The 12,171-nt window shown below is 63.5% G+C and carries 12 protein-coding genes; 7 read left to right on the top strand and 5 right to left on the bottom strand.

Annotated features, from left to right (window positions below; translation table 11 throughout):
- Positions 1-3: 3 nt before the first annotated feature.
- A complete protein-coding gene (locus C9E81_RS01975) occupies positions 4-357 on the bottom strand; it encodes a DUF1428 domain-containing protein (RefSeq protein WP_122110632.1) in 354 nt (117 codons plus the stop codon).
- 79 nt (positions 358-436) lie between these two features.
- Here C9E81_RS01975 and C9E81_RS01970 point away from each other — a divergent pair, with 79 nt between their 5' ends.
- A complete protein-coding gene (locus C9E81_RS01970) occupies positions 437-1,090 on the top strand; it encodes a winged helix-turn-helix transcriptional regulator (RefSeq protein WP_341802627.1) in 654 nt (217 codons plus the stop codon).
- Between the two features lie 9 nt (positions 1,091-1,099).
- Here the strand turns inward: C9E81_RS01970 and C9E81_RS01965 are convergent, their stop codons facing one another.
- A complete protein-coding gene (locus tag C9E81_RS01965; RefSeq protein WP_122110630.1) occupies positions 1,100-2,326 on the bottom strand; it encodes a glycerophosphodiester phosphodiesterase family protein in 1,227 nt (408 codons plus the stop codon).
- A gap of 105 nt (positions 2,327-2,431) precedes the next feature.
- Positions 2,432-2,863 (bottom strand): Lrp/AsnC family transcriptional regulator, encoded by a 432-nt coding sequence (locus tag C9E81_RS01960; protein WP_122110629.1) that lies wholly within the window; start codon positions 2,861-2,863, stop codon positions 2,432-2,434.
- Positions 2,864-3,032: 169 nt separating this feature from the next.
- Between C9E81_RS01960 and C9E81_RS01955 the strand changes: the two genes are divergently transcribed.
- Positions 3,033-4,187 (top strand): type III PLP-dependent enzyme, encoded by a 1,155-nt coding sequence (locus tag C9E81_RS01955; protein WP_122110628.1) that lies wholly within the window; start codon positions 3,033-3,035, stop codon positions 4,185-4,187.
- Positions 4,188-4,221: 34 nt separating this feature from the next.
- Positions 4,222-5,319, top strand: a complete 1,098-nt coding sequence (locus tag C9E81_RS01950; RefSeq protein WP_122110627.1) for a DUF2235 domain-containing protein — start codon at positions 4,222-4,224, stop codon at positions 5,317-5,319.
- A 15-nt stretch (positions 5,320-5,334) separates the two neighbouring features.
- Here the strand turns inward: C9E81_RS01950 and metF are convergent, their stop codons facing one another.
- A complete protein-coding gene (gene metF, locus C9E81_RS01945) occupies positions 5,335-6,210 on the bottom strand; it encodes a methylenetetrahydrofolate reductase [NAD(P)H] (RefSeq protein ID WP_122110626.1) in 876 nt (291 codons plus the stop codon).
- An 88-nt stretch (positions 6,211-6,298) separates the two neighbouring features.
- Between metF and C9E81_RS01940 the strand changes: the two genes are divergently transcribed.
- From C9E81_RS01940 to C9E81_RS01930, 3 genes are all read left to right on the top strand, one after another.
- Complete coding sequence (locus C9E81_RS01940; protein ID WP_122110625.1) at positions 6,299-7,213, top strand: LysR family transcriptional regulator; 915 nt, start codon at positions 6,299-6,301, stop codon at positions 7,211-7,213.
- A gap of 54 nt (positions 7,214-7,267) precedes the next feature.
- Entirely contained in the window at positions 7,268-8,059 is a 792-nt protein-coding gene (locus tag C9E81_RS01935; RefSeq protein ID WP_208021066.1) for an inositol monophosphatase family protein, read from the top strand.
- Between the two features lie 162 nt (positions 8,060-8,221).
- Positions 8,222-9,112: a DMT family transporter gene (locus C9E81_RS01930; RefSeq protein ID WP_122111119.1), complete on the top strand. Its 891-nt coding sequence runs from the start codon at positions 8,222-8,224 to the stop codon at positions 9,110-9,112.
- Here the strand turns inward: C9E81_RS01930 and C9E81_RS01925 are convergent.
- Complete coding sequence (locus tag C9E81_RS01925; RefSeq protein ID WP_122110623.1) at positions 9,078-11,144, bottom strand: lytic transglycosylase domain-containing protein; 2,067 nt, start codon at positions 11,142-11,144, stop codon at positions 9,078-9,080. The genes C9E81_RS01930 and C9E81_RS01925 overlap by 35 nt on opposite strands.
- Positions 11,145-11,255: 111 nt before the next feature.
- On the opposite strand from C9E81_RS01925, the gene dapA reads away from it, so the two are divergent.
- Positions 11,256-12,131, top strand: coding sequence for a 4-hydroxy-tetrahydrodipicolinate synthase (dapA, locus tag C9E81_RS01920; protein WP_122110622.1), 876 nt, complete (start codon positions 11,256-11,258; stop codon positions 12,129-12,131).
- Positions 12,132-12,171 lie beyond the last annotated feature (40 nt).

The following is a 12,171-nucleotide window of genomic DNA, read 5'->3' as shown; positions in this document are numbered from 1 at the left end:
CCCTCAGCTTTCGTCGACGATGGGCGTGAAGCCGCCCCAGAACATCCGCATGCCGTCGAAGGGCATCTCGGGCATTTCCTTGCCCTCGAAATCCACGGCCATAGCTGCGAATGCCTTGTCGGCGGTTTCGCGATCCGGCCATTCGATCCACGAGAACATCGGGGTTTCGTCGTCCTTGCACTTGGTGGCGCGATAGAAATCGGTCTCCTTGCCATGCGGGACATCCTCGCCCCAGCCTTCGATCATGCGGATCGCGCCGCGTTTCTTGAATATCGGCCATGACTCCACCGCGTGATCGATGAAGGCCTGCTTGTTCGCGGTCGGCACCGCAAGAACGAAACCGGAATAATAGGTCATCTCATCCTCCTCTGTCGGTAATACGAATCGAAGCATGCCTCTTGTAGTATGAAAAAGCAACTGATAGTATGAAATTATGATGAAAGACGGCGAAAAAATGCGGATCAGGTATGACGAGGGATGCCTTGCGGCCCATGCGCTGAACGTGGTCGGCGACCGGTGGGCGCTGCTGGTGGTGCGGGAACTTATGTTCACGCCCAAGCGGTTCCAGGTGATCCGGTCGGGTCTGCCGGGGATTACCGCGGGGGTGCTGACCCAACGCCTGGCACAATTGGCCGAGGCGGGGGTGGCGCGCCATGATCCCAATACGGGCGCCTATGCGCTGACCGAGTCGGGGCGCGACCTGTTCCCGGTGCTGCAGGCCATCGGCCGTTGGGGGGCAAAGCATCCCGGCCATGATCCGCGCCGCTTCATCAGCCCGACGGCTCTGATGATCTCGATGACGGCGATGATCAATCGCAATGCGGCGCAGGGCCGGCATATCACCGCCGGGTTCCGCTCTGGCCACGAAGGCTTTGTCATTCGGCTGACGGGCGACGGTATCGCCCGGGTCGAGGCCGCGCAGGAGATAAACGCGGATTTCGTGCTGGAGGGCGACGGCAACCACCTGGCCGCCGCCGTTTACGGACCGACTCCGCTGGCCGAGCTGGCGGCTGCCGGAGCGATTGGCCTGACGGGCCATGCCGTTGCCGCGCAGCGTTTCGTCAACCTGTTCAGCCTGCGCGTGGATTGACCGGCGCGATCAAAGCCCCATGCAGTTGGCGTAGAAAGTCGTCGTCGCGGGCCAGTCCGAGAAAACGCCAGCGACCCCGACATCCTGTGCCAGCAGGTCGAGGATTTCATAAGCCTTGCCATCGCTGTCCAGCCAGTCCTTCGCGGTCTGGTAATACCAGCCGCCACCGGATGACAGCGGGCCGGAGCGCTCGAAGCTCCAGGTGATCAGCTTGAGGCCGGCTTCCTTGGCGGCCCTGGAATAGGCGGACTCCACCAGTTCCCCACCCTCGACCGTGAACAGCACCCACAGGGGCGGTGCGAGATAGTTCACGCCCCGCGCATGCAGGTCCTCGAAATCCTCGTCCCAGGTTGCGGGATCCTGGTTGTCGAAGCCTGCCTCGGAATCCGGCTCGATCAGGTAGACGGCCTGCTTGCCGAATTCCGGTTCGGCCTCGATCCAGTAAAGCACATCGTCGAGGCTGAAACTCTGGGCGAATACATCCGAGGCAGGTATCCCGGCGGCCTTGTATTCGTCGATCAGCTTCTGGGCATAATCCTCTTGGGTGAAGCCGTCGAAAGGCATGTCCACGACCGCTTCCTTCAGTTCGGGCGTGAATTTCGTGCCGAGCGATTTGAACAGCTCGATCGATTCCGCATGGGTCATCAGCGTATTGGCCTCGCCCGCGTAAAGATCGGTCCGCCAGTTGGCCGTGCCGTTCATATACTCCTCGACCGAAGCTGCGGTCTCGTCTGCGGCATCCATCTTGGCCTTGAGGCCGCGGAACTCGTCGAGCGTGATGTCGGAAGTCCTGCATTCCACCGCCGCGCCCTGTTCCCCGGCTGCCGGGGTGAAGCCCTGCGTGCATTTGTCCGCAAGATCCGTGGCGAGGATATTGGTCGTCCTGTGCAAATCATCCTGCGCATGGCGGCAGACCAGTTCCTTGTCGCCGGTGAAGGTAACGTCGCATTCCAGTATTCCGGCGCCCTGCCGCGCGGCCATGACATTGGCCTCGACCGTATGCTCGGGGAACTGGAGTTGCGCGCCGCGATGACCGATAGACCATGTGCTGGGTTTCATCTCCTGATCAAGGCAGGCGGTCAGCTTGTCTTTCAGCGGCCCGTCTTCCATCAACCCGACAAGATAGGCCGGGCGGACGCCGATCTCGACTTTCCCGACCTTCTCGGCCAGCGCTGGCAGCGCCACCGTGGTGGCCAGCACGGCGCAAGCGCCGGCGATCTTGATGGTTGCGGTCATCTTTCCCTCGCGATTACAGGTTTTGAAACATCATGGTCACCATCTGCCGCTCAAATGTAACAGGACGGTTGCAATCCGGTGATGAGATTGCGGAGCGTGGCATTTTCAGACTGCACGGTCCAGCTTGGTCCCCAGATGGATCAGGCTTTCCGAAGAGCGCACACCGTCGATCCCGCCGATCCGGTCCAGCAGGTCGTCCATCTCGGCCGTGGATCCCGTCGCCAGTTGCAGCAGCAGGTCGACGCGGCCGCTGGTGGTATGTATGCGCTCGACCTGCGGCATGAGTTTCAGCCGCGGGAGAATGCCCGGCAGGCTGCGCGGCTCGATCACCAAGAGGACAGTCGCACGGATCCGGTTGGCTCGCGCAGCCTCTCCCAAGCGCAGGGTATAGCCCGCGATGGCGCCGCTGGTTTCCAGCCGTTCCAACCGCGCCTGCACGGTCGATCGCGCGACCCTGACCCGCCGCGCCAGCACTGCGACCGACATCCGCGCGTCCTGCGACAGGAGCGCCAGAATCCTGCGATCCAGATCATCCATGGCTGCAATCCTTCGGTTTCGTCAAATCGTCATGATTTTCGTCATAATAACCGGAGTATCACACATATATGCCCTTTTCATCGGTGAAATCGGAACTCAAAAGCGCCATTCTGGGTTCTAACGATCAACCCCGTCCGTTAACCTGCACTCCATGCGCGAAAGGTCATCCATGGGACATAACAAGACTGTCTGGGACAATCCGGCCGAGGTCATCCGCAATCTTCAGCCCGACAATCCGGTGATGGCCTTTGCTCCCACCGTCTTGCAAGAAAGAGCGCGCAGGTTCATCAACGGATTTCCGGGGCTTGTCACCTATGCGGTCAAGTCGAACCCCGAGGAGGTGGTCGTCCAGAACCTGCTGAGCGCCGGGCTGAAAGGCTTTGACGTGGCCTCCCCGGCCGAGATCGACCTGGTCGGGCGCCTGGCTCCGGGTGCCGCGCGGCACTATCACAACCCGGTCCGCGCCCGCTGCGAGATTGCCCATGCCGTCGAGGCGGGTGTCCGGGCGTGGTCGGTGGACAGTCAATCGGAACTCGACAAGCTGTTCGAGCAGGTGCCCACCTCGATCGACGGGCAGAAGGTAGAGATTTCGCCCCGGTTCAAGCTGCCGGTCCTGGGGGCCATCTATGATTTCGGCTCGAAATTCGGCGCGACGCCCGAAATGGCCGCCGAGATGCTGCGTGCGGTGGAGGCGCGCGGCTATGTCGCTTCGCTGACCTTCCATCCCGGAACGCAATGCGTCGATCCGGCGGCATGGGAAAGCTATATCCGCGTGGCCCGGGATATCTGCGATATGGCGGATGTTCGTATTCGCCGGCTGAACGTGGGGGGCGGTTTCCCCTCTTACCGCGTCGTGGGGGTCGAGCCCGAGCTGGAGGCCATTTTCGACAGGATCGGCACCACCGCCGAGGAGATGTTCGGGCAGGATGCGCCCGAACTGGTCTGCGAGCCGGGCAGAGGGCTTTGCGCCGATGCGTTTTCGTTGATCACGCGTGTCAAGGCGGTCCGAGACGGCAGCAGCGTGTTCCTGAATGATGGCGTCTATGGCGGGCTGGCCGAGCTGCCGGTCGTCGGCAATATCGACCGCGTGCAGGTTTTTGACGCCGATGGCAGGCTTCGCGAGGCCGAACGCAGCGGACGGATCATCTTTGGCCCCACCTGCGACTCGGTGGACCGCCTGCCGGGTGAACTGGGCTTGCCCGCAGATATCACCGAAGGGGATTATGTGATCTTTCACGGGGCAGGTGCCTATTCGACGGTCACCAATACCCGGTTCAACGGCTTCGGTGCGATGACCCACGCGACTGTGATGGCACTGGAGTAATTTTTTCCTTACGGCGCGATGCTAGCATTCGTTCATGACGACGATTCGCAGCAACAAGATCCATGTTATCCTGATCGATGGCACATTCGCCTCGCTGGACGACGGTAAACGCAGTTCGATCGGGCGCATACATGCCCTGTTGCGCGGCAAATACGGGCCGCTCGGCGGATCCGATCTCCGCGTGCATTACAGTTCGGGGCAGCAATGGAACAGTTGGCGGACCTTGCCCGAGCTGATGATGGGGCAGGGGCTGCCGGTGCGGATCACCCGCGCCTATGCATGGCTGGCGAGCGAATACCGGCCCGGTGACCAGGTTTTCCTGTTCGGATATTCCCGTGGCGCTTTCGCCGTCCGCAGTCTGGCGGGGATGATCAGCAGGCTTGGCCTGCTCCGGCCGGAACATGTGAACAGGCGGAATGTCTGGCTCGCATGGCGCTATTACAGCGAGCAGACTTCGGACAGAAAGCTGGACATCTTCCGCCGCCGCCGCGCCCGGATCAATGTGCCGATCCGCATGGTTGGTTGCTTTGATACGGTCATGGCGCTTGGTATCCGCCTGCCGCTTCTGTGGATGCTGACCGAACCGCGCTTTCGCTTTCACGACACCCATCTGGGTGAGGATGTCGATTACGGTTTCCAGGCGCTGGCCCTGAACGAAAACCGCGCCGCCTTCGCGCCGATACTGTGGGATAACAGCAGCACCGCGGGGCATATCGAGCAGATGTGGTTCCAGGGGGCCCATGCCGATATCGGCGGCCAGCTCAGCGGCCTGGAATTCGCGCGACCGCTGGCCAATATCCCGCTGGTCTGGATGCTGGACCGGGCGCATGCCGTGGGCCTGCCCCTGCCCGAAGGCTGGCGCGACCATTTCAGTTGCGATGCATCGGCGCCCTCGATCGGTTCGTGGCGAAGCTGGGGCAAGGCATTCCTGGCCCGGGCACCGCGCGTCGCCGGTCAATACGAAACCGAAATGCTGCATGCGACGGTGCCCCGCCCTTATCCGGGCCCGGCGAAGCTGACCGGCTACCTGGCTGATCAGGCAGAGAAAGATGTAAGGCGCAGACCCGGCCGCGCGCGATATGCCGAGCCTGTTGAGGATGCCCCCGAGGTCGGCAGGGCAGAGACCCTGTAGCCTTTAGCCGCCCTGTCAGGCCACGTCCTCCAGCTTGCGGGTCGGTTTGACGCCAAGAGCCAGGCAGACATCGCGCGTCAGCTCCGGCCGGTTCAGCGTGTAGAAGTGCAACTGGTCCACGCCGCCGTCGATCAGCTTTTCGCAAAGCTCGATGCAGATGCCGGTGGCCAGTTCACTCTCGGCTTGCGGATCATCGGCCACCCTGGCGAAAGCATCCTCGGCCCATTGCGGCACGCTGGTTCCGCAGATGCTCGCGAAACGTTTCGTGCCGCTCCAGCTTTGGATCGGCAGGATGCCGGGGATGATCGGGGCGTCGATCCCGGCCGCTTCGCATTTGTCGCGGAAACGGAAAAATGTTTCGGGATCAAAGAAAAACTGCGTCATCGCGCTGGTCGCCCCCGCCTCGACCTTGCGTTTCAGCCATGCGACATCGGCATCCGTTCCGCTGCTGTCGGGATGGGGTTCGGGATAGGCGCCGACACGGATGGTCATGTCGCCACGTGCTGCAATCGCTTCGATCAGCTCGATCGAATGGGCGAAACCGTCGGGATAGGGGGTGAAACGCTCCTGTCCCTTGGGGGCATCGCCACGCAGCGCCACGATCTCGCGGATACCGGCATCGGCATAATCCTGCACGATCTTCATGGTCTCGGCGCGGGTGGCCTCGACACAGGTCAGATGCGCCGCCACCTCCAGCCCGTAATGGCGGTTGATGGTCGTTACGGCCTCATGCGTCAGCTTGCGGGTGGTGCCGCCCGCGCCATAGGTAACCGAGACGAAATCCGGCGCCAGAGGGGCCAGGGCACGCGCGGTTTCCCACAGCCGAAAGGACGCATCCAACGTCTTGGGCGGGAAAAATTCGAAACTGATACTCGGCTTGGTGCGGGCCATGGTGATTCCTTTCATTGCCGGTCTTGTGTCATGTCGCGCGCCGTGAGACAAATTCATAATCTTCAAGATTGTAATGAAAGCGGCTCATATGCATCTGGAACTCCGCCATCTGCGCACCGTCCGCGCGGTCCATGAACAGGGTGGGCTTGCCCGCGCGGCGGATGCGTTGAACATAACCCAATCGGCGCTTTCGCACCAGATCAAGGCGCTGGAAGAACAGGCCGGAGTCGAGCTGTTCGTGCGCCGGGCCAAACCGATGCGTCTGTCGGCTGCGGGGACGCGCCTGTTGCGGGTGGCCGAGCAGGTCCTGCCGCTGATCGACGCCGCCGAGGCAGAATTCAAGGGGGTCGAGATGGGCCGCGTGGGGCGGCTGCATATCGCGATGGAATGCCATGCCTGTTTCGACTGGCTCCTGCCGGTGTTGGACCAGTTCCGGCGTTCATGGCCCGATGTCGATGTCGATATCCGCCAGCGGCTCGCCTTTACCGCCCTGCCGGCGCTCGCCCGGGAAGAGGTCGATCTGGTGATCTCCTCCGATCCCGAGGACATGCCGGACATCACCTTTCAGCCGCTGTTTGATTATTCCCCGACACTGGTCGTTCCCGCCGGACATCGGCTGGTGGCCAAGGGCTATGCCGATCCCGAGGATTTCGCCACCGAAACCCTGATCACCTATCCCATGGATCGCGGCAGGCTGGACGTGTTCAGCCAGTTCCTGACACCCGCCGGGATCGAGCCCGCCCAGAGCCGCACGGTCGAACTGACCGCCGTGTCACTGATGCTGGTCGCCTCGGGGCGCGGGGTGGCGGTTATGCCCGATTGGGTGCTGCGCCGCGAATCCGCCAATCCCGAGCTTGCCATGCTGCCGCTTGGACCGCAGGGGATCAGGCGGCGGTTATACGCGGCGGTGCGTGAATCCGATCTGGATTATCCCTACATGGCGCATGTGCTGAGGCTTTCGCGCACCGAACCGTTGCGCATGCTGCGCGATCCTGCCGCCTGATCCTTGGCATTTGCGCATCTTGCGCCTATGACGCCGCCAACCCCATAGGAGCATGTGATGGCAAGCGCCAATCTGAACATCATGATCAAGGCCGCCCGAAAGGCCGGGCGCAGCCTCGTCAAGGACTTCCGCGAAGTCGAGAATCTGCAGGTCAGCGTCAAGGGCGCGGGCGATTTCGTCAGCCGCGCCGACCGCGAGGCCGAGCGGATCATCAAGGAGGAGCTGCGGACCGCCCGCCCCAATTACGGCTGGCTGGGCGAGGAGACCGGCGAGGAGGCGGGAGAGGATCCCACCCGCCGCTGGATCGTCGATCCGCTGGACGGAACCACCAACTTCCTGCACGGGCTGCCGCATTGGGCGGTCAGCATCGCGCTTGAGCACAAGCGCGAGATCGTCGCTGCCGTCATTTTCGACGCCGCAAAGGACGAGCTTTACGTGGCCGAGAAGGGCAGCGGCGCTTTCATGAACGATCAGCGGCTGCGGGTCTCGGGGCGCACGAAGCTGATCGATTCGCTGTTTTCCACGGGAATCCCCTTTGCCGGGCGCGGACCATTGCCCGCCGCCCTGCAGGATCTGGCGCGGCTGATGCCCCTGACCTCGGGCGTGCGGCGGCTTGGCGCGGCGTCGCTGGATTTGGCCTATGTCGCCGCCGGCCGGTATGACGGCTATTGGGAGCGCGGCAACCAGCCCTGGGACGTGGCTGCCGGTATCCTGATGGTGCGCGAGGCTGGCGGTTTCGTCGAAGGTATCCGCGACGGCGACGATCCGCTGGAATCGGGGCGGATGATCGCTGCCAATCCGCAGCTTTTCGACGCATTCGCCAAGGTCGTCCGCAGCCGCGATTGATGCAAAGGCGATCTGTATTCGCTGCATGCCTGTCATGACTTGACCTTGCGCCGCCACGGGCGCAAGGGCGGGCATATGGAAGAACGCGTTACCCTCGGCCAAAGCCCCGATTCGCAGGCGCCCTACGCAGCCTCTGCCGCGACCGCCTCGGCCCCGCCCCCGATGCCGCCAAGGACGGTTGCGCCGGTTATTGACCGGACTGGCCTCGCGATCCTGCTGATGTGCCTGACCAGCCTTATCTTTGCCGTGCAGGACGGGTTTTCGCGCGTGCTGGGCGAGGCCTACCCGCCGGTGCTGGTGGTGATGATCCGCTATTGGGTCTTTGCGCTTTTCGTCATCGCGATGGTGTCGCGCCAGCCCGGGGGGCTGCGCCGTGCGATCCGCACCAAGCGGCCGGTGACCCAGATCATCCGGGGGGCGTTGCTGGGGCTGGAGACAGCCGTCATGGTCGAGGCTTTCGTGCGCCTCGGGCTGATCGAGACGCATGCCATCTTTACCGTTTATCCGCTGCTGGTTGCCGCTCTGTCCGGCCCGATCCTGGGCGAGAAGGTCGGTTGGAGGCGCTGGACCGCGATCGGCATCGGCTTTGCCGGCATTCTTGTCATCCTGCAGCCGGGCGGCGGTTTCATGACCCTGGAAGCCTTCCTGCCCTTTGCCGCAGCCCTGATGTTCGCGCTTTACGGGCTGCTGACCCGGCATGTGTCGCGTGACGATCCGGCGATGGTCAGCTTTTTCTGGACGGGGATATCCGGGGCCGTCTCGATCACCCTGTTCGGTATCTGGGAATGGCAGTGGCTTGCTCCGCAGGACTGGATCTGGATGGCGGGGCTGTGCCTGTGCGGCATGACCTCGCATTACCTGCTGATCCGCTCCTATGAGATGGCCGAGGCGTCGGCCCTGCAGCCATTCGCCTATACGCAGCTGGTCTGGGCCAGCATCATCGGCCTGACCGTCTTTGGCGATATCCTGCGGCCTAACGTGATCGTCGGTGCGGTGATCGTCGTGGCAGCGGGGCTGTTTACTCTTTGGCGACAGCGGTTGAAGTCTGCTTGACCCAATCCCCGGGCAGCCGTGGTCCGATGAACGGTTTTTCCGGAGGGCGCGACGACAAGGCCAGGGTCAGCCGCAGTGGCGGGGGCGGCATCAGCCCGCCACCGGTCAGATCCCATGTCGGCAGGATAGGCGCGGGTTTGCCCATGATCCGGGCGCGATAGATGGGCATCGCCTCGGTGACGCGCATGACGTAGTTGCGCGTCTCGTCGAAAGGGATCAGTTCGACCCAGTCAACCGGATCGAAATCCCGCCGCAGATCGCCGAAATCCTTCAGCCAGTTCAGCGGGCGCCCCGGTCCGGCATTGTAGCCCGAGGCGGTCAGCGCCGAGGATGCCCCGAACCTGTCCCGCAGGCCCGCCAGATATGCGGCCCCCAGCCTCGCGTTATAGGCGGGGTCGGAGGTGAGGCGCGCCCGCTGATACGGCTCGCCCAGTTTGCGCGCCATCTCTTCGGCGGTGCCGGGCATGAGCTGCATCAGCCCCTGCGCGCCGACATGGCTGCTGACGGTATGGTTGAACTCGGATTCCTGGCGGGCGATGGACAGCACCAGTTCCGGCGGCAGGCCGAGATCGAATTTTTCGAGCCCGGTCAGCGGGAAATGCGCCGCCGGATAGATCACGCCCTGCCCGGCGGCGCGCTTGGACAGGCGCAGCCCGTACCAGGGGGTGTCCGCTTCGATCATCAGCCGCGCCATGCGGGCGATGTCCTCGGGCGAAGCGGTTTCGGACAGGTGAAGAAAGAAGCGCTGCGCTTCGTCGGGCCGACCGGTGGCCAGCAGCCAAAGCCCTGCCCGGAACACGGCATTCTCTCGCAGATCGCTGCCGCGCCAGTCCGGCAAGGCTTCGACCGCCTTGCCCGGTACGGCGTATTCGGCAGGCATCGTAGCGCCGGTCTTTTCCGCCGAAAGCTGCCCGTAAAAGACTCCCGGCATCTCGGCGCCATTCGCATAGGCCGCCCGCGCGGCGGGTTCATCGCCCAGGGCTTCATATGCGCGGCCCTGCCAATAGAAGGCCCGCGCCTTGCTGATGGCACTGCCGACCACGGTTTCCAGATGCTGGAAATGCTTCAGCGCCCGATCCGGGGCACCCGATTTCAAGGCGGCATACCCCGCGAGCCATTCAAGATCGGAATAATGCTCGTTTTCAGGCGGCAGGAAATGCGGGGCGGCCAGGCGTTCCGCCATTGACCAATCACCGTTGCGCATGGCCAGACGCGCATAGTCGACCCGCATCTGTGCCCATTCAGCGGGGATACGCAGAGCCTCGGCGCTGGTCGATGCCTCCAGCATCAACGCTCTTGCGCCGTCATGCTGCTTTGCCCGGACCCGCCACAGAAAGCGGTCCATGGTCAGGCCGGGATCGGCGCGCTGATCCTCGGGCAGGGCGAGGATCAGATCGTCTACGCCGGCCCGGCCGGCCTGCAAGGCGATCCGCGCGGTCACTAGCGGGCGTTCGGTCTCGGCCAGTCTGGGAAGGAGCCGTTCGGCCTGCTGCCATTCCTGCAAGTCCAGCATCCGCTCGGCCCGGGCGCGATGATGCGGGGCAAGCTCCTTGTCGTTATCGGCGAGAAACGCGGTCTCGTCCGCCGCGCTCAATGGTGTCTCTGTCCAGAAGCGGATTCGTTCCCGCCTGGCTGCCTGTTTGTCCAGAATTGTCAGATAGGCGGTCTCGGCCACAAGCGAATCGGGCAGACGGTCGCCGAACCAGTCGCGGATATCTTCGGCGGGCAGGTCGGTGCTCAGTTTCGCATCGCCCTTGCCGCGGATCAGGTCCAGGCCCGGCCAGTCGGGATTCTTGCGGATGAACTCGAGGTAGTTTCCGAACTCGCCGTAACCCGCGCGCAATGCCTGCCAGCCGACCAGCGCCTCTGCCATCGGACCCGAAGCGGCGGCGGCGTCGCGTGCCGTCACCCAATCGCGAACATCCGCAGCCGCCAGCGCCAGCGCCATTGCGCCGGCATCCTCGGCCCGGGGGGCAGAAAGGGGCATGGTGATCAACAGGGCCACCGCCAGCATGTCGCGCATATGTCGCATCACCACCCTGTGTCTCCGCGATAGCGGCAAAGCGCAATTCACAACCTTGGCAAGACGCGCGCTTGGGATTAGGTTCGCGCGACTTTAGCAAGGAAACCACAGGAGCGTGTCATGTTCAAAGGGTCGATGCCTGCCCTCGTCACGCCGTTCACCACGGACGGCGAGCTGGATCTGGACACGCTGAAGAAACTGGTCGAATGGCATGTCGAGCAGGGCAGCCATGGTCTGGTGCCGGTGGGCACGACCGGCGAAAGCCCGACGCTGACCCATGACGAACATCGCATCGTCGTCGAAGAGGTCGTGAAACTTGCCGCTGGCCGTATACCGGTGATCGCGGGCGCCGGATCGAATTCAACCCGCGAAGGGATCGGGCTGCTCCGCCATGCCGCCGAGGTGGGGGCCGATGCCGCGCTGGTTGTAACACCTTACTACAACAAGCCGAATCAGGCCGGGCTCATCGCGCATTACACCGCGCTGACCGAGGCAGTCGACCTGCCGATCATCATCTATAATATCCCGCCCCGCTCGGTCATCGACATGCTGCCCGAAACCATGGGCGAGCTGGCGAAGCTGCCGGGGATCATCGGGGTCAAGGACGCCACCGGCAAGCTGGAGCGGGTCAGCCAGCAGCGGATCACCTGCGGGCCGGATTTCGTGCAGCTTTCCGGAGAGGACGCGACTGCGCTTGGTTTCAATGCGCAGGGCGGGGTGGGCTGCATCAGCGTCACGGCGAATGTCGCGCCGAAGCTTTGCGCCGAGTTCCAGGAGGCAACGCTGCGCGGCGATTATGCGACGGCGCTGGAATATCAGGACCGGCTGATGCCGCTGCATATGGCGATCTTCATCGAGCCGGGACTGGTCGGTGTCAAATACGCGATGTCGCGCCTCGGGCTGTGCGAAGAGCGCGTGCGCCTGCCGCTGACTCCGCTGAGCGACACGACCCGCCGGCAGATCGACGCGGCGCTGGAACATGCCGGGCTTCTTTAGGGGCGGCGCTCAGGCGTGATTGGGGCTCTGCCCCCGCCCA

It is taken from the genome of Paracoccus alkanivorans, from assembly GCF_003697785.1.
GTDB classification, from domain to species: Bacteria; Pseudomonadota; Alphaproteobacteria; order Rhodobacterales; family Rhodobacteraceae; genus Paracoccus; species Paracoccus alkanivorans.
The sequence above is the reverse complement of the archived record's forward strand: the minus strand, read 5'-3'. Positions and strand labels throughout refer to the sequence as shown.

Coding starts and splice junctions, on each gene's coding strand:
- C9E81_RS01975 (WP_122110632.1), bottom strand. CDS start 357: ATGACCTATTATTCCGGTTTCGTTCTTGCGGTGCCGACCGCGAACAAG.
- C9E81_RS01970 (WP_341802627.1), top strand. CDS start 437: ATGAAAGACGGCGAAAAAATGCGGATCAGGTATGACGAGGGATGCCTT.
- C9E81_RS01965 (WP_122110630.1), bottom strand. CDS start 2,326: ATGACCGCAACCATCAAGATCGCCGGCGCTTGCGCCGTGCTGGCCACC.
- C9E81_RS01960 (WP_122110629.1), bottom strand. CDS start 2,863: ATGGATGATCTGGATCGCAGGATTCTGGCGCTCCTGTCGCAGGACGCG.
- C9E81_RS01955 (WP_122110628.1), top strand. CDS start 3,033: ATGGGACATAACAAGACTGTCTGGGACAATCCGGCCGAGGTCATCCGC.
- C9E81_RS01950 (WP_122110627.1), top strand. CDS start 4,222: ATGACGACGATTCGCAGCAACAAGATCCATGTTATCCTGATCGATGGC.
- metF (WP_122110626.1), bottom strand. CDS start 6,210: ATGGCCCGCACCAAGCCGAGTATCAGTTTCGAATTTTTCCCGCCCAAG.
- C9E81_RS01940 (WP_122110625.1), top strand. CDS start 6,299: ATGCATCTGGAACTCCGCCATCTGCGCACCGTCCGCGCGGTCCATGAA.
- C9E81_RS01930 (WP_122111119.1), top strand. CDS start 8,222: ATGCCGCCAAGGACGGTTGCGCCGGTTATTGACCGGACTGGCCTCGCG.
- C9E81_RS01925 (WP_122110623.1), bottom strand. CDS start 11,144: ATGCGACATATGCGCGACATGCTGGCGGTGGCCCTGTTGATCACCATG.
- dapA (WP_122110622.1), top strand. CDS start 11,256: ATGTTCAAAGGGTCGATGCCTGCCCTCGTCACGCCGTTCACCACGGAC.